The sequence below is a fragment of the Blautia parvula genome (genome assembly GCF_020215665.1).
Classification (GTDB): domain Bacteria; phylum Bacillota; class Clostridia; order Lachnospirales; family Lachnospiraceae; genus Blautia; species Blautia celeris.
In genome coordinates, this window is sequence record NZ_CP084061.1 from 5,560,929 (window position 1) to 5,580,246 (window position 19,318).

16 protein-coding genes are annotated in these 19,318 nt (G+C 48.8%); 15 read left to right on the plus strand and 1 reads right to left on the minus strand.

Translation table 11 applies throughout. The annotated features are described in order from the left end of the window. Nucleotides 1-16: 16 nt before the first annotated feature. Nucleotides 17-919 (plus strand): DMT family transporter, encoded by a 903-nt coding sequence (locus LC508_RS25325; RefSeq protein ID WP_054351058.1) that lies wholly within the window; start codon nucleotides 17-19, stop codon nucleotides 917-919. Between the two features lie 107 nt (nucleotides 920-1,026). Here LC508_RS25325 and LC508_RS25330 read toward each other — a convergent pair whose 3' ends face one another. Further along, the gene (locus LC508_RS25330; protein ID WP_081960433.1) at nucleotides 1,027-1,800 is read right to left on the minus strand and encodes an IclR family transcriptional regulator; all 774 of its coding nucleotides are present in this window, start codon (nucleotides 1,798-1,800) and stop codon (nucleotides 1,027-1,029) included. A 305-nt stretch (nucleotides 1,801-2,105) separates the two neighbouring features. Between LC508_RS25330 and LC508_RS25335 the strand changes: the two genes are divergently transcribed. The 14 genes from LC508_RS25335 to LC508_RS25400 all read left to right on the plus strand — a co-directional run bounded on the left by LC508_RS25335 (nucleotide 2,106) and on the right by LC508_RS25400 (nucleotide 19,144). Continuing rightward, entirely contained in the window at nucleotides 2,106-3,542 is a 1,437-nt protein-coding gene (locus LC508_RS25335; protein ID WP_033142178.1) for a trimethylamine methyltransferase family protein, read from the plus strand. Between the two features lie 224 nt (nucleotides 3,543-3,766). Then, nucleotides 3,767-3,970, plus strand: coding sequence for a 4Fe-4S binding protein (locus LC508_RS25340; RefSeq protein ID WP_033142177.1), 204 nt, complete (start codon nucleotides 3,767-3,769; stop codon nucleotides 3,968-3,970). Nucleotides 3,971-3,985: 15 nt separating this feature from the next. Next, nucleotides 3,986-5,071, plus strand: a complete 1,086-nt coding sequence (gene vorB, locus LC508_RS25345) for a 3-methyl-2-oxobutanoate dehydrogenase subunit VorB (RefSeq protein ID WP_103731415.1) — start codon at nucleotides 3,986-3,988, stop codon at nucleotides 5,069-5,071. 1 nt (nucleotide 5,072) lies between these two features. Continuing rightward, entirely contained in the window at nucleotides 5,073-5,816 is a 744-nt protein-coding gene (locus tag LC508_RS25350; protein WP_033142175.1) for a thiamine pyrophosphate-dependent enzyme, read from the plus strand. Beyond that, complete coding sequence (locus tag LC508_RS25355; protein WP_054350855.1) at nucleotides 5,816-6,355, plus strand: 2-oxoacid:acceptor oxidoreductase family protein; 540 nt, start codon at nucleotides 5,816-5,818, stop codon at nucleotides 6,353-6,355. Before LC508_RS25350 ends, LC508_RS25355 begins: the two co-directional genes overlap by 1 nt. Before the next feature lie 10 nt (nucleotides 6,356-6,365). Next, nucleotides 6,366-8,447, plus strand: a complete 2,082-nt coding sequence (locus LC508_RS25360) for an acetate--CoA ligase family protein (RefSeq protein WP_103731416.1) — start codon at nucleotides 6,366-6,368, stop codon at nucleotides 8,445-8,447. Nucleotides 8,448-8,471: 24 nt separating this feature from the next. Next, on the plus strand, nucleotides 8,472-8,852 hold the full coding sequence (locus tag LC508_RS25365; RefSeq protein WP_054350856.1) for a RidA family protein: 381 nt from the start codon (nucleotides 8,472-8,474) through the stop codon (nucleotides 8,850-8,852). Nucleotides 8,853-8,892: 40 nt separating this feature from the next. Further along, the gene (locus LC508_RS25370) at nucleotides 8,893-10,140 is read left to right on the plus strand and encodes a metal-dependent hydrolase family protein (RefSeq protein ID WP_103731417.1); all 1,248 of its coding nucleotides are present in this window, start codon (nucleotides 8,893-8,895) and stop codon (nucleotides 10,138-10,140) included. A gap of 209 nt (nucleotides 10,141-10,349) precedes the next feature. Next, nucleotides 10,350-11,708 carry a GntP family permease gene (locus tag LC508_RS25375; protein WP_103731418.1) on the plus strand — a complete coding sequence of 453 codons (1,359 nt, stop codon included), beginning with the start codon at nucleotides 10,350-10,352 and terminating at the stop codon, nucleotides 11,706-11,708. A gap of 29 nt (nucleotides 11,709-11,737) precedes the next feature. Further along, on the plus strand, nucleotides 11,738-12,793 hold the full coding sequence (gene uxuA, locus LC508_RS25380) for a mannonate dehydratase (RefSeq protein WP_054350857.1): 1,056 nt from the start codon (nucleotides 11,738-11,740) through the stop codon (nucleotides 12,791-12,793). A gap of 112 nt (nucleotides 12,794-12,905) precedes the next feature. Next, a complete protein-coding gene (locus LC508_RS25385; RefSeq protein ID WP_103731419.1) occupies nucleotides 12,906-14,039 on the plus strand; it encodes a sugar ABC transporter substrate-binding protein in 1,134 nt (377 codons plus the stop codon). Beyond that, nucleotides 13,999-15,663 carry a sensor histidine kinase gene (locus tag LC508_RS25390; protein WP_103731420.1) on the plus strand — a complete coding sequence of 555 codons (1,665 nt, stop codon included), beginning with the start codon at nucleotides 13,999-14,001 and terminating at the stop codon, nucleotides 15,661-15,663. The genes LC508_RS25385 and LC508_RS25390 overlap by 41 nt, the downstream gene beginning before the upstream one ends. After that, nucleotides 15,660-17,501: a cache domain-containing sensor histidine kinase gene (locus LC508_RS25395; protein WP_146051670.1), complete on the plus strand. Its 1,842-nt coding sequence runs from the start codon at nucleotides 15,660-15,662 to the stop codon at nucleotides 17,499-17,501. The genes LC508_RS25390 and LC508_RS25395 overlap by 4 nt, the downstream gene beginning before the upstream one ends. 29 nt (nucleotides 17,502-17,530) lie before the next feature. Then, nucleotides 17,531-19,144, plus strand: coding sequence for a response regulator (locus LC508_RS25400; RefSeq protein ID WP_033142166.1), 1,614 nt, complete (start codon nucleotides 17,531-17,533; stop codon nucleotides 19,142-19,144). The last annotated feature ends 174 nt before the right edge of the window (nucleotides 19,145-19,318 follow it).

The following is a 19,318-nucleotide window of genomic DNA, read 5'->3' on the forward strand; positions in this document are numbered from 1 at the left end:
AGGGGAGAGGATGCTTATGGATAAGACAAAAGGCAAGACCATAGGGCTGCTGGCCATGGTGGTAGTCGTCACGATTTACGGTGTGTCTTATATTTCCAGGGCTGTAATCAGTGAATACCTTCCTACGGTAGTGATTCTGGTCATTCAGATGGCAGTCATGACGATTTTGTTTACCGGATTTAATCTCGTGACCGGAAAGAATATGAAAGTGAAGAAAAAGGATTGGGGCATTATCATCCTGTCCGGCCTGGTCGGTACGACATTCTTCCATGGGTTCACTATTTTAAGTGTTACATCCATAGGGGCTACGGTTTCCTCCCTGCTTTTTGGATTTGCCGCTGTCTTTGCGCTGATCATGGAAATCGTTCTGTTTCACAGGAAGAAGACAAAGCTGGGAATCCTGGGTATATTGATCTCTCTTGTCGGTGTGTATATTCTGATGGGAGTGAAGATCGGGGATCTGATGGCAACCAATTTCAAGGGATATGCGCTGTGTCTTTTGAGCATCATTTCCTGGGTAGTCTATTGTTTCCTGACAGACAAGATATCGGATGGATATGAGAAGACCGTATTGCTGAACTACCAGGCACTTGTGGGGGCTGTCACTACGCTGCCGTTTTTATTCTTCTATCATGTGGAGCCGTCCGTCCTTGCAAAGCCGTCGGTGTTCATGAACCTGATCGTGCTGGGAGTATTTAATTCTACGATTGCTTATTTTTTGAATATATTTGCGATCAAAAGGATCGGTGTACTGCTGTCAAATCTGATGATGGATTTTCTGCCGGTAGTGACCATCGTGATTTCACTGGTACTATACAGTACAATACCTACTGCGAACCAGATCATCGGTGGAATCATCATTCTGGTCTCTGTGTTTATGCTGGATAAAGACCAGAGGAATCTGGACGCGCAGGCGTAAAAAGAGAAGGCGGCAGGTTTTCCCTGCGGTGTAAAACAAAAAAGGATCCTTATCCCATACATCCGGATAAGGATCCTTTTTTTGCTGCCTGCTGATGAAATAATATGCTACCGCATGACATATCCAAGAGTCGCGGACAGCCTTCTTACAGCAGCGATAAGTGTTTCACTTATTGCATGCTCCTCCTCCTCGGTGAGCGTGGTGCCGCTGATACTGATCGCACCCAACGGCGTATTGGTATAATTCATTACAAGAGCGCCCACACAGAAGATGTTATATTCATTTTCTTCCCTATCCAGCGCATAATGCCGCTGTTTCACTTCACTGATATCCTGAAGTAAAGCGTGGACATCCGTAATGGTGTGTTCTGTGAGACGCTTTACATTAAATTTTTCCCATTTCTCAATAATCTCATGGTTTGAATATGTGGACAAAATCGCCTTGCCGGCACTTGTGCAGTACAGAGGAGAACGCCGTCCAACGTTTGTATAGACGGAGAAGGAAGGTGCAGTCTGTCCAATGCTCTGTACACATAAAAGCTGATTGTTATCCTCAACAGAGAATTGTGCAACCCGCCCTGTCTCTCGGCTCAAATCGGCAAGTGTGGAGTTGATCAGTGAAATCTGATCCAGATTCTGTACGGCGTTGATACCCACTTCATATGCCTTTAATGTGAGACTGTATTCATTGTTCGGTCTCTTCTCAATATAACCATTTTCCACCAGCGTATATACTAAACGTGACAGGGAAGCCTTGCTGATGTTCATCTTTTCATGTAATTCAGCTAATGTCATATTGCCTGAACGGGATATTGTTTCGAGAATTTGGAAAGCACGGTCTATAGCCTGAATCGTTTCCATTTTCTGTATTGCCTTGCTCAAAGTATATCCTCCTTATCCTGATTTCTGAAATTAATAATTTATTTCATTATACATTTATATGAATGAGTGTGCAAGAGAGATTTTGAACATTAACTTAATATAATGATTTATTGCGCAGAAAACAGAATATTAATTTATAAAAATGAAATAAATTATGAGTAGTACAATGTGCATAAAAGCAGATAAAAAACATTATGCATAATTTTATAATATTATATTTGTAAAATGAATTATAATATAGTAAAATGAAATAAATAATAAAAATAGAAACTTAAAATAAAATTATGAAATAAAGGAGAAGGAAAATGGAAGAAATGAGAAGAGTATCGCTGTCCATGTTCAGCGATAAGGATCTGCAGAGAGTTCACGATTACTCTATGAAGCTTCTGGCAGAGAACGGTGTCAATATCACCAGTGACAGAGCACTTGAACTTTTTAAGAAACATGGTTTCCGTGTAGACGGCACACAGGTTTACATGACAGAGTCGCAGGTCAGGGATGCGCTGGAGAAAGCTCCTTCGCAGTTTGTGATGCATGGACTTGATTCCAAGAAGAGCATTAACCTGGGCGGAGGCGATTATGGCGTACCGGGTCCCATCGGACCGGTGAATGTAACCGATCTGGACAATGGCATCCGCCGCGGTACGCTTCAGGACGTGATAAATCTGGTCAAGATCTACCAGGGCAGCAAAGTCATGACCATGAACTCCAACAATGGTGTAGAGGCCAACGATGTGGACCCGGTCAACCGCCATCTTGAGATCATGCGTGCTCTTTTGAACCATACGGATAAACCCTTCTATACCAAGCTGTTTTCTTATGAAGAAATGCATCAGGCTATTGATATGGTAGAGATCGCTGCAGGTGAGAAGTTAGAGCCGGGTGGAAAAGTATATCTGGCACCGGGGTCTGCGCCTTCTATGAGTCCGATGTCCTATAGCCGTGAGGTGGCTGACAATATCATTGCGCTGGCTGAGCGCGGACAGGCTGTTACCATGGGGACTGCCACAAGTACAGGGGTGACCGGTCCTATCCGTATCTTTGGCACGATCACCATGCAGAATGCGGAGATCCTGGCAGGCATTGTTCTGACACAGCTTGTGAATCCAGGCAATCCTGTAGGCTACGGAGTGGGTGCCTGCCCCGGCAATATGAAGGGTGCGACTTACTGCTGCGGTTCTCCGGGACGTGTGATGCTTCAGATCGGTTCCATGGAGATGGGCAAAAGGTTCTATAACCTGCCGTCCAGAACGATACCCTACAGCACAGATGCCCTGAACTGTGATATCCAGTGCGGTATTGAATCTTATGAAGGTACCATGGCGAATATCCTTTCGGGTGCAGATTACCAGTTATCTGAGATTGGAACCCTTGACAGCCTTATGACTACTTCCTATGAAAAAACCATTATCGATGAGGAGATTACCAGCCGTCTGCTCTATATCAGAAACGGTATCGACGTATCGGAGGAGGCTGCTTCCTTAGAGTCCATCATGGAAGAGGGCAGCGGCGGACAGTTCATTACCAGTGACGATACTCTTGATTATATGTATAGCGCATGGTACCCGGATTATACGGACTGGGACAGTAATTATAAGAAGAGGCCAATGGAGGATTATACCTATGTACTCCGCCGTGCCAATGAGGAATGGAAGCGCCGTCTGGAAGAGGCACCGGAAACTTTACTTGATAAGAGTACAGCCGAAGAAATCGATGCATATGTAGCAAAGCACAGCAGATAACAGGGCATGACATTTTAAGAGAGCTGTGCGTGTTCTTTCGGCCAGAGCAATTTTCAAATACGCTCTGCTATGCAGCAGGAGATACAGATTACATGAAACTGAGATATGGGCAGGGGTCCTGAACTGAAGGATATATGGTACAGGAACCTGTCCATATTATGCAAATGGAGTCGGAAATCAAATATTAAAAAAATAAATGAAATATACCGAAAGGAGATTGAATCATGGCAAAAGCAAAAGCAACTGCGGACACCAGCTTATGCAAGGGCTGCCGCCTGTGTGTAGGGGTATGTCCGGTGAAAGCCATTGAGCCTCTCACTGAGATCAACAAAAAAGGATACGAGATCATCAGAATCGATGAAGAAACCTGTATCGGATGCGGACAGTGCTATAAGATCTGTCCCGATTATGTATTTACCATTGAGTAGAAGGAGGCAGAGAAGATGAGTAAAGGATTTCAATTAATGAAAGGCAATGAGGCGATCGCTGAGGCCGCTCTCCGTGCAGGATGCCGCTTCTATGCAGGTTACCCTATCACGCCCCAGAGTGAGATACTGGAATACATGTCAGCCAACATGGCGGACCGCGGGGGCGTCTTCATCCAGGGGGAAAGCGAGATTGCAAGTATGAGTATGCTGTGGGGAGCTGCAGCATGCGGTGAGCGTGTAATGACAAGCTCTTCCGGTCCGGGGTATGATCTGAAGCAGGAAGGGATCTCCTATCTTTCCTCCTACAATCTTCCGGCGGTCATCATAGATGTCATGCGCTACGGTGTAGGCGACGGTGAGATCACAGAGGGTCAGGATTCCTACTGGCTGGCGACCAGGGGCGGCGGCCATGGAGATTCCAGGCAGCTTGTCCTCACACCGGGTTCCGTGCAGGAATGCGCAGAGCTTACATACGAAGCTTTTGACCTGGCTGAAAAATACCGCACTGTGGTGATCATCTTAAGCGATGGCGGAATCAGCCAGATGATAGAAAAGGTAGTCCTTCCCGAACCGAAGGAACACGACAGAAGTAAATTTGACTGGGCGATCAAGGGTGAGAAGAAAAAAGATGAACCGAAAGTAAAGGTCACCAATCTGGACCGTTCCATGGATTACAGTGCATACGATGCGATGGTACGGAAAAAATTCTCCGATATGTATCACAATGAGCAGCGCTGGGAGAATTTCATGACAGAGGATGCCGAGCTTATCCTTGTTGCCTATGGAATCTCTTCGAGAATATGCAAGTCAGCAGTGAGAAGAGCCAGAGAAGCAGGCATGAAACTGGGCCTCATCCGTCCCATCACGGCATGGCCTTATCCGAAAAAAGCCTTTGAAAATCTCCCGGAGGGATTAAAAGGGCTGGTAACTGTTGAGATGAGCCTCTCCTCCCAGATGGGACTGGATATCCGTCTGGCCACAGAGTATAAGGTTCCCCTCTACGGTTATCTGACATCAAAATATGTTCCCACAACTCAGGGAATCGTAGACTTCTGCAAAGGGGTACTGGCAGGAGATGTTAAGGAACTGGAGGTATATTGATATGGCAGCTAAAATGACAAAACCGGAAATGATCAACCAGCAGGTGGGATGGTGTCCCGGCTGCGGCCATGGTATCATACAGCGCCTGATCGCAGAGTGCTGCGAGGAACTGGGGCTTTGTGAAAAGACCATCCAGGTCGTGGATATTGCCTGTGCTTACTGGTCTATTGACACTCTGAACTGTGACGGCATCGCAGGTCCTCACGGGCGCTGCGCGGCAGTGGCCACAGCAATCAAAAAGGTTTATCCGGATTCCAATGTCTACGTCCATGCAGGGGATGGGTGCTCTTATGTGATCGGCCTTTCCGAGACCTGCTACGCGGCCCAGAGGAATGTTCCAATAACTATGATCGTGGTAAATAACGGAATATTCGGCATGACCGGCGGTCAGATGTGCCCGGCGACCACTCTGGTGGGAGACAAGACAGTCAGCAGTAAAAAAGGAAGAGATGACAAGGTGGCAGGAGAGCCGTTCGATATGCTGAACATCCTTCAGAATTATAAAATCGCATATGCGGCTAGAGGTTCCCTGTGTGATCCTAAACACATTGATCAGACGAAGAAGATGTTAAAGAAAGGCTTTGAGAACCAGAGGGACAAGAAAGGATTTTCCATTATAGAGATCCTTTCCCCATGTCCGACTAACTGGAAATTATCGCCGGCAGATGCCATGAAGAAGATGAAAGAGGAAAATGAAAAGGTATTCCCGGTGAAAGTATATGTAGATAATGGGGGTGACGAATAATGGCTGATATTATGTTTGCAGGTATCGGTGGTCAGGGCGTATTGACAGCCGGAAAGATCCTGATCGAGATCGCGGCAGAGCACGGCAAAAATGTGAGCTGGACCAGCGAGTATTCTGCGGAGATGCGCGGAGGCATTGCCCTCTGCCGTGTGGTGGTATCCGATGAGGAGATAGGAAGTCCTTACCCGGATTACCTGGATGTGCTGTGCTGCATGAATGAGGACGCGTATGACAAATATGTGTCTGATATGCGGGAAGGAGGCTGCGTGATCATCAACCGCTCCGTATTCGGAGAAAAGCAGTTCCCGGAAAATGTGAAGGTATATGGTGTGGATGCTATGGAAATTGCCTCAGAACTGGAGAACCAGAGAGGCCTGAACCTGGTAGTCCTGGGGGCCATGATCAGGGCTACCGGCATGATGGATGTAAATGAGTTTGCAGATACACTGGAAGCTTATTTCAATAAAAAAGGCAAAGCAAGTGACAAAAACGTGCAGTGCTTTATGATGGGATATGAAAAAGCGGAGAAGATGCAGTGAGGGCTGATATATGGATTTGAGAAAATTATTGAAACCAAGGACAGTTGCCATCGTAGGTGCCAGTGAAAAAGCGGGATTCGGCGGTGATACCACCCGCAATTACCTCAAATTCTCCGGGAATCTGGATCATCTGTATCTGGTGAATCCGGGAAGAGAGGAGATCTTCGGCCACAAGGCATACCACTCCCTGTCAGAGATAGAGGGAGATGTAGACCTGGTCATTCTGTGTACCCCCCAGAAGACTATACTTTCCTTATTACGGGAAGCGGCAGGGAAGAACTGCGGCGGAGCCGTGGTCTTTGCCAGCGGATACAGTGAGACGGGAGCGGAGGGGAAAGAGCTTCAAAGAGAGCTGGTCCGGGAAGCCGACCGCCTGGGAATCGCGGTCATGGGGCCGAACTGTGCGGGGTTTGCCAATTTCATTGACGGTATCTTTGCGTTTGCCTTTTTGGTGGAGGAACGGGACCGTTCCGGCAATATCGGTATGATTTCCCAAAGCGGACAGATCGTGCTTGGAGGGCTGGACAGTCCAAATATGGGATTCTCCCATGTGATCTCCTCCGGCAACTCCTGTAATGTGAAGGTGGAAGATTATCTGGACTTTCTGGTGGAGGATGAGGATACAAAAGTCGTGGCTGCATACATAGAGGGCGTGTCAAAACCGGAGAAGCTGGTGGAGACATTCCGCAAAGCGGCAATAAAGAAAAAACCGGTTGTGGTATTGAAGACAGGCCGTTCCGGCAAAGCGCAGGAGCTGGCAAAATCCCACACAGGCTCCCTTTCCGGGGCAGATAAAGTCTTGAGAGCTGTATTTAAGCGGTACGGTGTCATAGAGGCCAGGGATCTGGAAGAATTATGCGGTCTGGCTGCTGCATTTTCCTGGCTGGAAGAGCTTCCTAAGGGGGAGAGATGCGTATTCATGAATGTTTCCGGCGGCGAAGCCGGAGTCATGGCAGACCTGACAGACGAGTTCGGAATCCGCCTGGCAGAATATCATCCGGAGACGAAAGCATATCTTCAGACTCTTGTTCCGGATTATGGTTCCGTAAATAATCCTTTTGATATGACAGCGGGAATCGGATACAACACCCCGGTCATGGTTCGGGCCATGGAGGCCATCTCAAAAGACGATCATGTGGATGCCATCTGTATTGCCTATACCATCACGCCGGAGATCTGGGATGACACTATCTCCCACATGGTGGAGGCGGTATCCATTGCCAAAGAGAATCCGGATATGAAACCGGTATTCTGGATTCCGTTCATTGAGCACACAAGGCATCAGGCGAGTGCGGATATCCTGCAAAAAGCAGGCGTGCCTCTGCTCCCGTCAGGGCGCTACGGATGCCGAATCTTAAAGCAGGTGCTGGATTTTGCCAATTTTGAATACCAGGATACAGAAGCGGCGGTTCCCGAAAGAACACATGGGCCTTCCCAAGGACTCAGCGAGTACGAGAGCCTGAATTACCTGAAAGCACACGGCGTTACGATTCCGCCCCAGGCTGTGGCTGCCACAGCAGATGAGGCGGTAAAGGCAGCCGGGAATCTGGGATATCCCCTGTCCGTGAAGATACATTCTGCTGATATTCAGCATAAGTCTGATGTGGGCGGTGTGAAATTAAATATCAGGGATGAGGCAGAGCTTCGCCTGGCATTTGAGACGGTGATGGATAACTGCAGGAAAAACGCGCCGGATGCGAAGCTGGAAGGTGTACTGCTAAAACCCATGCTCAAAGCCGGAGTGGAGATGATCATCGGTGTGAACAACGATAAGGATTTTGGCCCTATGATCATGGTGGGAATGGGCGGTGTGTTCGTGGAGCTGTTCAAGGACGTGCAGCTCGCACCGGCGCCGCTCACCAGGGAGCAGGCAAAAAAAATGTTGGAGAGCCTGAACTCTTATCCCCTGCTGAATGGCTACCGCGGTAATCCGGTATGTGATAAGGAAGCGCTGGCGGATATGCTGGTGAGCATCAGCGAGATGGCAGCTAAGGGAAAGGACAGCATAAAAGAACTGGATATAAACCCGGTGTTTGTGACGGAAGAGGGCGTAGCCATTGCAGACGCACTGCTTGTACAGTATATAGATTGATAAAAAATAAGCGGAGGAAAGAATATGGAACTGAAAGAATTAGTGAGCATGGAAGCATCCCCGGCACTGGGGCCTTACTGTCACGGAAGAAAATACGGCAATATGATCATTACCTCAGGCCAGATTCCTCTTACAAAAGACGGGGAATATGTATATGAGATCAAAGCGGCCACAACGCTGGTGCTGAACAACCTGCTCAGCATTGTAGAAGCGGGCGGCGGATGCAGGGAAAGTGTGGCCCGTGTTGACGTGTACATCAACAGTCTGGACGATTTTGCTGCCATCAATGAGGCCTATGCGGAGTTTTTCGGCAGCCACAGACCCACCAGAGTGTGCGTACAGGTGGAGGCGCTCCCGGAAAATGTCCCTCTGGAAGCATCCATGATCGCTTTTGCTGAGGAATAGATCTGTATACACATTCCAGAGAACATAAAGGAGATTGATAATGAATAGAATCGCATTAAAGGGCGGCCTGCTCATTGACGGCACAGGGGCCGCGGCAGTAAAGGACAGCCTGGTGCTGGTGGACAACGGTAAGATCACATATGCCGGCCCGGGAAAAGCGGTACCTAAGGGATATCATATAACAGATATTTCCGGTAAGACAGTGATGCCGGGATTGATCGATGCACATCTGCATTTTTCCGGCAATCTCACAGACAATGACAGTGACTGGGTGCTGGAGGACAATATCCAGAAAGCGGTGGTGGCTGTACAGCAGTCACATGAGTGCCTGGAAACAGGTCTGACGACCGTGGGGGAAATCTCAAGATTCGGCATCCATATCCGGAATATGATAGAGGCGGGTGTCATGAAGGGGCCGAGAGTAGTGGCCTCAGGCCTTGGATTCTGCGCCACATGCAGCCACGGGGATTCTCATAAGGTATCTATAGAGATGAACAGAGAATCTCATCCGTGGGCAGAGTGTGTGGACGGGCCTTGGGATCTTCGCAAAGCCGTGCGTCGGCGTCTCAGGGAAAACCCGGATGCTATAAAAATCTGGGCTACGGGAGGCGGTATCTGGCGCTGGGAGACGGCTATGGACCAGCATTATACCATGGAGGAAGTGCAGGCAGTTGTGGATGAGTGTAATATGCGTCACATTCCTGTCTGGTCCCATTGTTTTGGAAGCGCGTACAATTCTGCTAAGGCAGGAGTTCATTTGATTATACATGGACAGTCACTGGATGACGAGACACTGGATATTATGGCGGAAAAAAATATTGCTTTTTGTCCAACCATCAACTTTATGCCAGCATGGTTTGATACGTTCCCTCCAAAATACGATCCAAAGCTCCACGACAAATATCCGGGAAATTCAGTGAAAGAGAAAGAATTAAACCGTATTTATGATAATTTGAGAAAAGCCAGCGCCAAGGGTATTATTCTCACAATCGGTTCGGATTCTTTTAACTCTCAGATGACGCCTTATGGAGAGACGACTGTCGGGGAATTGTACGCATTCGTAGAGAAAGCGGGAATCAGCGAGATGGATGCCATTGTGGCCGCTACCATCAACGGTGCAAGAGCCCTTCGTGTGGGAGATATTACAGGCTCTCTGGAGGAGGGCAAAAGCGCTGACCTGCTGGTTATAGACGGCAATCCCCTGGAAGATATCAGGACCATAGCGGCAGAGCATATGGATGTGATCATGAAAGAAGGAGATTTTGTAAAAAACCGCCTGGAAAAGTAAATATAGAATAGAAGCAGACCGGCAGGGAATGTATCATTCCGCTGCCGGTTTTTTGTCACTGCATTTCCCTGAAAAGAACATAATTTTACCATATAAAATACAAATTCTCCCCCATATTTTCCAAAGCCGTTTTTTGTTACAATAAATCCATCAAGAAAAGAGGTAACAAACCGCGGAAACTGTTACAAGATGATGGAGGATAAGAAAAAATGGAGAATTTTGTTGCATCACCGGAGCGGCTGATCATCGGCGCCCTTCTGGGATTTGCCGTGCTGCTGTTCATGATCATTAAGCTGAAGGTACAGCCGTTCCTGTCAATTATGCTGTCTGCCCTGATTATCGGCCTGGCAGTAGGTATGCCTTTTACCATGATTACAGATACTTTATCTGAGGGTGTGGGAACCACGCTTCAGACCATAGCCGTATTGATCGGACTGGGTTCCATGTTCGGAGCAATCCTGCAGGTGTCCGGCGGTGTGGAGGTGATCGCCCAGACACTGCTTGATAAGTTCGGAGAGAAAAAGGCTGCCTGGGCGTTAGGCGTCACGGGCCTTATTGTGGGAATGCCGGTATTTTTTGAGTCAGGCCTTCTGATCCTCATTCCCATTGCGTTTGGAATTGCGAAAAAAACCAACCGTTCCATTTTCCACTATGCCATTCCCCTGCTGGCCGGACTTGCCATAGGGCATGCCTTTATACCGCCCACACCGGGTCCTGTGCTGGTGGCAGAGATGCTGAATGTAGAATTGAGCTATGTGATCATCCTGGGCATCATCATCGGGATTCCGGCCATGATCCTGGCCGGCCCTGTGTTCGGAAAATTCGCAGGGGACCGATATAACTTTCCGGTGCCGTCCTCCTTTGAGCAGAATGAGAAGAAGATGGTGGAGGGAAAACTTCCGTCCTTCGGCACCGTGGTGGCCATTATACTGCTTCCGCTGTTTCTGATCATTCTGAATACCCTGTCATCCGTGATTCCGTTTATGAAGCCGCTGAATCCGGTACTGACCTTTTTGGGAACCCCTGTGATCGCCCTTCTGCTGTCCACGATCACGGCCATGGTGCTGCTGGGAATGCGCCACGGCTACACCAGGGAGGAGCTGACAAAGATCATGACAGAATCCCTGTCATCCGCCGGAAATATCATTCTGCTGATTGCAGGCGGCGGTATGCTGCGCTTCATTCTCCAGAATTCCGGTATCGGTGAAGCCTTCGGAAATTTCGTGGGAGGCCTTCCCCTGCCGCTGGTACTTGTGGCATTTTTGATCGCTGCTGTGGTGAGAATCTCCGTTGGTTCTGCCACGGTATCCATGACAATGGCTGCCGGGATCATGGCATCCATGCCGGCCATTGCGGATCTGTCACAGATTCAGCTCGCCACTATCACCATTGCCGTGGCAGCAGGCGCTACTGCCTTCAGCCATGTAAATGACTCCGGGTTCTGGCTCTCCAAATCCCTCTTTGAGGTGGATGAGAAGACAAATCTGAAGACCTGGACCGTGATGGAAACGATCATAGGCATCGTCGGTGTCATAGGCGCCACGATCATCTGGTTTATTGTACAGTAAGATTAAAAAAATAAGAGAGGTAAAAAATTATGAAGTTATCATTTCGTTGGTATGGAAAAGAGGACAAGGTCACATTGGAAAATATCCGTCAGATTCCGGGTATGCACTCCATTGTGACTGCAGTCTATGATGTCCCTGTGGGAGAGGTCTGGAGCCGGGAGAGTATAGCGGAGCTTAAAAAGCAGACAGAGGAGGCTGGCCTTCACTTTGAAGTCATTGAGAGCGTTCCCGTACATGAGGATATCAAGCTGGGCAAGCCGGCAAGAGACCGCTATATTGCCAACTACTGTGAAAATATCAAAAGACTTGCAGAGGCAGGCATCAAATGTATCTGCTATAACTTTATGCCCGTCTTTGACTGGACCAGGACACAGCTTGACCATGTGCTGCCGGACGGCTCTACCTCCCTTGTATACTACCAGGAGCAGATAGACCAGGTAAATCCTCTTGCCAGTGACAGCGACCTGACACTTCCGGGCTGGGATGCCAGCTATACCAGGGAAGAACTGAAACAGGTGGTGGCTGAGTACAACAGCATGTCCGAGGAGAATCTGTGGGATAATCTGAAATACTTCCTGGAAGCAGTGATCCCCACAGCCGCATCCTGCGGTGTAAATATGGCGATCCATGAGGATGATCCCTGTTGGAGCATTTTCGGCCTTCCGAGGATCATCACCTGTGAGGAGAATCTGGACAAGTTCCTGAAATTAGTGGACGACCCGCACAATGGCATCACTCTCTGTACCGGTTCCCTGGGCTGCAGTGCAGAAAATGATGTGGTCAAAATGGCCGGAAAATACGCCGCCATGGGAAGGATTCACTTTGTCCATGCCAGAAATGTGGCCGTCCTGGAGGACAACAGAGGATTTGAGGAGAGGGCACATCTGTCAGCATGCGGAAGTCTGGACATGTTTGCCATCCTGAAGGCCCTTCATGACAATGGATTTGACGGTTACATCCGTCCGGATCACGGCCGCATGATCTGGGGAGAGACAGGCAGAGCGGGATACGGCCTGTACGACAGGGCACTGGGAGCCACATACTTAAACGGTATCTGGGAAGCCCTGGATAAAATAAACAGATAGAGAATACGGACCGGCATATGGGGAACAGAATGATTTCTCATGGGCCGGTCTGTTTTCCTGTTCCCAAAACCTGTGGTATGATAAAATAGAAAATGGAAACGGAGGGAGCAATATGAGAAAAATACGATTTCTATCTGCTGTCCTCCTGCTGGCATTGGCCCTTACAACAAGCGGATGCGGCAGCAGGGATACAGAACGGGAAGAACCTTCAGAGACAAACACCATGCAGACAAATGACCGGAAAGTGGCATTTGTACAGAAAAGCATGAACACATATTTTCATCGTCTGTTAGACGCCTCTCTCAGAAATGATACCCAGGAAGCGGGATGGGAATTCCGGGAGGCAGTGGCGGATTACGACCAGACACGGCAGAACCAGCAGATGCTGAACTTCTGCGCCGGTAACCCGGATGTGATCGTGGCGGCGTCTATCGACAAGGACGGTATCAACTCTGCTATTGAGCAGATAAATGAAAAAGGCGTTCCCGTTGTTCTGGTAGATACGGAATCCACAGGCGGACAGGTCAGTCTTACCATAAATTTTGACAACTATAAAGCCGGAAAAATGGCGGCACAGGAGATCGTCAGGCTTCTCACAGAGAAATACGGGGAGCCAAAAGGCATTGTCTGCCATGGCTACGGCAGTGAGGAGAGCAGCGCCTGGAAAGCCAGAAAACAGGGATTCGAGGAGGAAATCGGAAAATACGAAGAGATCCGGTGTATCTCCGCTGATCTGAAAGGCGACCCGGAGGAGGCCAGGTCATGGCTTACTGGTGTTCTGGCGGATGGCACGCAGATAGACGCAGTCCACTGTTCCAGTGACCATCCGGCAAGAGGTCTTGTGCAGGCTCTTAAGGAGGCGGGAATGTGGAAAAAGATAGGGGAGGCGGGACATATTATCTTTGTCACCATTGACGGGGACCCATTTGCCGGAAAACAGATCCGCGGAGGGTATTACGACGGCAGTGTAGTGCAGGATGCCCTGGCGTACGGGGATGTGCTGGTGCAGATGCTGGATGGTTACATTTTTTCCGGAAAAGCGGTGCCTGTGGGGGAATATGCCCTGGCGGATACCTGGTTCAATACCTATGAAGTGCAGGAGGATGAGCGGGGAAGACACGCGGTCATACCGCCGTATTATATGAACCGGGACAACGTGGAAGACGGGCGGCACTGGTATAAAAAAGCAGAGGAGCAGTGGGGCTATGCATACAATGATTCGCCGGATACGGAAACTGAAAATTGAAAAACGCCTGAGGACCTTCTTCTTCCTGGCATCCATTGTACCTGTCCTGATCCTGGGAATCTGCAGTGCTGTACGTTCCTATGAGGAAATGAAGGGTATGGCTGTGGAATATTCTGCCGCCATGGCAGACATTTCTTCCGGAAACATGGAGCAGCATTTCTCAAAATACATCAGCCAGATAGAGGCCGTGGAGGAGAACGAGACGCTTCTGCGGCAGCTTTCAGTCTACAGCAGCGCGGACTGGGATGAGAAAAAGAGGACGGAGAACGAAATGCGCCTTCTGATAAACAGTATTTTCGGGCAGAACCAGGAGGTAGATACTGTGGAGATCAGCAGTGCCGACGGGGCGAAGTTTTATTATCCATCGCCGGTCACGCAAAAGGAATCCCCCCTGCTTGCCAGGACAAAAGCCTCGGAGGGGCCGCTGTGGAGCTTTATCCCGAAAGAAATCGGTACAGACCGGGAGAATTATATTGTGATCTCCAAGACAATGGAACCCTACGGTAATATTGTCCTGGCCCTGAAAAAGGATTATGCGGAGACGCTGTGCCAAAACGCAGGGGCGGGAAAGCAGTGGAAAACAGCCATATTTGACGGAAGCGGCGTGCTGGTGGCAGGGGAGGATGCCTTTGACCGGATGTCCGGGGAGAAGGGGAACATCACTTCCACGGACCAGGGAAGGATGTTCACCTCCGGCCATGTGATCACAGCCATGCAGTGGAAGATCGTAAACGGAGTGCCCTATTCTTATCTGCTGGGTGGTGTCTATCAGCAGACTGCTGTTCTGGTGGTTTTGCTGGCAGCAGGACTTCTGGTGGTATTCTTTCTCTCGAGGATCATGACAGCCAGTATCACGGAACCTCTCGGAAGGCTGACGAGAGCTATGGAACGTGACGGGTGGAGTGAACTTCTGACAGACGGAGGAAGGGATGAATACCATGAACTGATCCGGGGCTTCAACCGGATGAATGAGCGCCTGGGGCATATGGGAAATGAAGTGCTGCAGATGGAACTCAAAGAGAGCCGTCTGGAACGCATTAAAAAAGAGACGGAGCTTTCCGCTCTGCAGAAACAGATCAATCCCCATTTTCTCTACAATACCCTGGAGACAATCTATTGGAACGGGCAGTATGAGGGAGCAGAGGAAATCAGTGATGTGGTGATCGCGGTGGGGAATTATTTCCGCACCATTATCAGCAAAGGGCAGGAGTACACAACGGTAGGGCAGGAGGCTAAGAGCGTGGAGAACTATCTGTTTCTTCAGAACCTGCGCTTTGGGGACAGGATCAAAATCTCCTGGAAAATCCAGGAGGGAATAGAGGACTGTCAGGTAATGAAACTGATCCTTCAGCCGGTCATGGAGGACATGATCAATGAGGCACTGGAAGAACGGGCAAAGGAAATTCAATTTTATGTGGAGGGAAAGCGGGAAGAGGACAGGATACGTTTTTTTGTAGGCGGTGTGCCGCAGACCACTGCACAGCATTTTCAGGAAAAACAGGATTTGCCCGGCTGTGACAATGTGGATCAGCGCCTGAAGCTTTATTTCGGAGAGGCTTATGGGATAGCAATAGAAGAAAGCGGGATCAACATTCTGGTGCCCATAAAGGAGGGGGATGTATGACGGAAATATTGAGAAAACTATCCATAAAACGCAGGATGGTCCTCTTCTTTTGCCTCCTCTGCCTTTTCCCTATACTGCTTCTCCTCTGCTTTTCCGGGTGGAGCGGCCGGTATCAGGCGGAAAATGGTAAGCAGCGGTTTACGAACATGTATCTGGAACAGGGGCAGAACCAGTTAAATGCCTATCTGGAAGAGTATGAGCAGAAAGTCAGATATCTGATAGAAAACCCGGATCTGCTGGCTGATGTCTATCTGTATCATGAAAACAGCGGTTATCGGGAGGAAACCACTGCGTCCAGAATAGAGAGTATCCTGTACCATGCCTGCAGGGAGGAGGCATTCTTTGACTATGGGATTATTTTATCAGAGGACGGCAGTGTGTTCTTAAAAGGTCAGGATATGGAGGCGGAGGCTAGTTATTTTCAGAAGCTTATGGAATCCGAAGGGGAGAAAATAACTGCGAATAAGCCGGTTTTCCTTACAGGGGAAGACGGAAATGTGTATCTGGCAGGTCTTTTGAGGCCCGGTCTGGAGCCGAAACAGATTACGTGTTATCTGATCCTCAGATGTAATATGGATGCGTTCGGGGAAATAGTTGCACTGCTGAAACGGACACAGGAGCAGAGATTCAGCCTGATGGGGGAAGAGGGACAGGTATTATTTAGTGATGCGGAGGCTGCTGTTGAGGCAGAGGCTGCTGATGATGCAGAGGCTACAGATGAGGCAGAGGCTGCAAATGATGCGGAGGCTGCCGATGATGCAGAGCTTTCGGATGAGACAAAGACCTCGGTGGATGCAGCGGCCCCGGAGGCGGTGGATACCATACGCTTGAGAAATGGCTGGAAACTTACCATTTCCGGTGATACCATCTCTTCAAAAAATCCTTTTGGTATTCAAGGACTGCTGGCCCTCATCCTTCTTCTTTTTTCAGCGGCCTGCATGTATCTGCTGGCAAAAAGCCTGACAATCCCTCTTGGGCAGATCATGGAAAAAATGTACCGCGCAGGTCTGAAAGGGGATACACAGGAAGCCACAGAAGAGAAAAGTACAGCAGTTCCGTCCGGCGATGAGCATCACATGCTGGAACAAAAACTGACAGAGATGATCGGAAAACAGCGGGAACTGCGCGATAAGATGTATATGAGCAGAATCGGTGAGGAGAAGATTCAGATGCGCATCAAAGAGCTGGAACTAAATGCCATGCAGCAGCAGATCAATCCTCACTTTCTTTTGAATGTGCTGGAAACCATTTACTGGATGGCTGAGGAAAAAGGATATGAACAGACAGAGGAGATGATCGCCGTCCTGGGTGATTATTTCAAACTCTGTGTCTCAACTGCCGGGGAGTTTGTGACCATCCGGGAGGAGATAGAAAATGCAAAAAGTTACCTGCAGATACTTGCCATATTATATGAAAAGAATTTTGAAGTCCAATGGGAGACAGACCCGGATATCCTGGACGCCAGGACCATCAAACTGATCCTCCAGCCTGTCATAGAGAACGCCTTTGAACACGGGATACGCAGTATGAAACAGGGCGGCCGCATTAGGATCACGGGCCGCCGCACGGAACACGGAGTAGAATTCTGGGTCGAGGACAACGGAAGAGGCATGACAGAAGAACGCCTGAAGGAAGTGACAGATTATATGAAGGACAGCAATTATGATCCGGCCAGAAGCGTTGGCACCAAGAACGTGAATCTGCGGATCCGTCTCTATTACGGGGAAGCATACGGTCTTTCCTATGAGTCAAAAGAAGGTATGGGGACTCGGGCTGTCATAAGGATTCCCTGGGAGACCGGGGCCCGTACACAGGGAGAAAATGTCATCAGAAGCTGATATGGGAGCAGAAAAGGAGGCTTGAAATCATGTATAAGATCATGTTGGTGGAAGATGAAGCCATCATCCGCCGGGGAATCAAAAGAGGTGTCAAATGGGAGGAAAACGGATTTGAGATAGCAGCAGAGGCAGAAGACGGGGAGGAAGCGCTGAAGCTTTTGGAGGAGACCGGCGTGGATGTGATACTCACGGATGTAAAAATGCCGGGAATGAATGGCGTGGAGCTGTCCAAAAAGGTGAAAGAACAGTATCCGCAGATAGAAATCGTCATTCTGAGCGGCTTTGCCGAGTTTGAATATGCGAAGGCGGCTGTCTCCTTCGGGGCCTTTGAATATATGGTAAAACCTGTGAGAAAACAGGAGATTGAAGCGGTCTTCGGCAGACTGAAAGAAAAGCTGGACCGGCGCTCCCGTGAGGAGGCAGAGGAACAGCGCCGCATGCTGGTGTTAAATGAGGGCATGGAAAAGCTGAGAGAGACACTTCTTCTGGAACTTCTGGAGGGGGAGAGGAAAGCCTATACAAACCTGGAGGAAGAGATCATGCGTCTGGAGCTGGAGCTGTCCACCCGGAATGTACAGGCGGCTGTCATACGGACTGCAGTCTCTCAGGACGCTGAGACAGAAGAAATCAAACAGGCGTATCGGAAAATCTTACGGGAGTATGTCCCGGACGGGGTTTCTGTGATACGCAGTGCACAGGAGATGGTGCTGGTCTTTTCTGATTTGGAGATGCAGAAAGAAAATCTGCTCGCTGTCAATCTGAAGAGGGCAGCAGAAAAGATGAAAGAGGAATGCTTCGGTGAGGCCAGACCTGAAGTGCGTGTTGGAATCGGAATGATATACCCCTCCATCACCCATCTGTACAAGTCCTATGCCCAGGCGAAAAAAGCCATAGATTCCAATTTCCATGAGGCAGGCCAGATTGTAAATCTTTTCCGGGACGGAATTGAATATGAGTTTGAAAAACAGTGGATTCAGGAATACCCCAGAGAGATAAGCAGTATCACGGAGCTGGTACTGGCAGGAAAAGAGGAAGAGGTAAGGTCTTCCATCGAAAAAATGTTCGCGGAGTTCGAGCACAAGAAAATGAATCCGGAGCTTATAAAAAACTATTGCTATGTCCTGGGAATCATGCTGAAAAATGCGGTCTACGGCATTCTGAAACCTGCACAGGAGCAGAGTTACCCGGACGGCTCTTTTGAGACAAGGGTGAAGAATGTCTTTTCCATGGAAGAATTAAAAGAGATCATGCAGCGGGCAGCCGGAGGCATGGTGCTTATGATGAAGGAAAACGGCGTGGAGGAACCGGCCAGGGACAGGCTTGTAATCGGCCAGGCAAAGGCTTATATAGCCGAGAACTACAGCAAAAAGATATCACTGGACGAAATATGCCGGAATCTGTATCTGTCAACGACCTATTTTTCTTTTATCTTCAAAAAGGAGACGGGACAGAATTATATGGAATATCTGACCGGTATCCGGATGGAAAAGGCAAAAGAACTGCTTGGTACCACCACAAAAAAGGTCTATGAAATTGCCGGGGATGTGGGATACAGTGATTACAAATATTTCACGGCACAGTTCAAGAAATATACAGGGATGTCTCCGAAGGATTACAGACTGGGTGACAGGGCGGGACGGTAACAACAGAGTATCATTAAAAAATCCAGGGCAATGCATTTGGCGGCATTGCTCTGGATTTTTTGTTTTTTCTGTCTTTCCCCAATTCTTAATATTTGAACCGTTAATTTTCGAATTTATAAGACTAAAATATACATAAACATGGATTCTTGGCGTTTGAGTTATAACACAACTGTT

Bases quoted from the DNA above. Each gene is read 5' to 3' on its own strand.
- LC508_RS25365 (WP_054350856.1), top strand. From the start codon at position 8,472: ATGGAACTGAAAGAATTAGTGAGCATGGAAGCATCCCCGGCACTGGGG.
- LC508_RS25350 (WP_033142175.1), top strand. From the start codon at position 5,073: ATGGCAGCTAAAATGACAAAACCGGAAATGATCAACCAGCAGGTGGGA.
- vorB (WP_103731415.1), top strand. From the start codon at position 3,986: ATGAGTAAAGGATTTCAATTAATGAAAGGCAATGAGGCGATCGCTGAG.
- LC508_RS25335 (WP_033142178.1), top strand. From the start codon at position 2,106: ATGGAAGAAATGAGAAGAGTATCGCTGTCCATGTTCAGCGATAAGGAT.
- LC508_RS25375 (WP_103731418.1), top strand. From the start codon at position 10,350: ATGGAGAATTTTGTTGCATCACCGGAGCGGCTGATCATCGGCGCCCTT.
- LC508_RS25355 (WP_054350855.1), top strand. From the start codon at position 5,816: ATGGCTGATATTATGTTTGCAGGTATCGGTGGTCAGGGCGTATTGACA.
- LC508_RS25360 (WP_103731416.1), top strand. From the start codon at position 6,366: ATGGATTTGAGAAAATTATTGAAACCAAGGACAGTTGCCATCGTAGGT.
- LC508_RS25325 (WP_054351058.1), top strand. From the start codon at position 17: ATGGATAAGACAAAAGGCAAGACCATAGGGCTGCTGGCCATGGTGGTA.
- LC508_RS25340 (WP_033142177.1), top strand. From the start codon at position 3,767: ATGGCAAAAGCAAAAGCAACTGCGGACACCAGCTTATGCAAGGGCTGC.
- LC508_RS25400 (WP_033142166.1), top strand. From the start codon at position 17,531: ATGTATAAGATCATGTTGGTGGAAGATGAAGCCATCATCCGCCGGGGA.
- LC508_RS25385 (WP_103731419.1), top strand. From the start codon at position 12,906: ATGAGAAAAATACGATTTCTATCTGCTGTCCTCCTGCTGGCATTGGCC.
- uxuA (WP_054350857.1), top strand. From the start codon at position 11,738: ATGAAGTTATCATTTCGTTGGTATGGAAAAGAGGACAAGGTCACATTG.
- LC508_RS25390 (WP_103731420.1), top strand. From the start codon at position 13,999: ATGCATACAATGATTCGCCGGATACGGAAACTGAAAATTGAAAAACGC.
- LC508_RS25395 (WP_146051670.1), top strand. From the start codon at position 15,660: ATGACGGAAATATTGAGAAAACTATCCATAAAACGCAGGATGGTCCTC.
- LC508_RS25370 (WP_103731417.1), top strand. From the start codon at position 8,893: ATGAATAGAATCGCATTAAAGGGCGGCCTGCTCATTGACGGCACAGGG.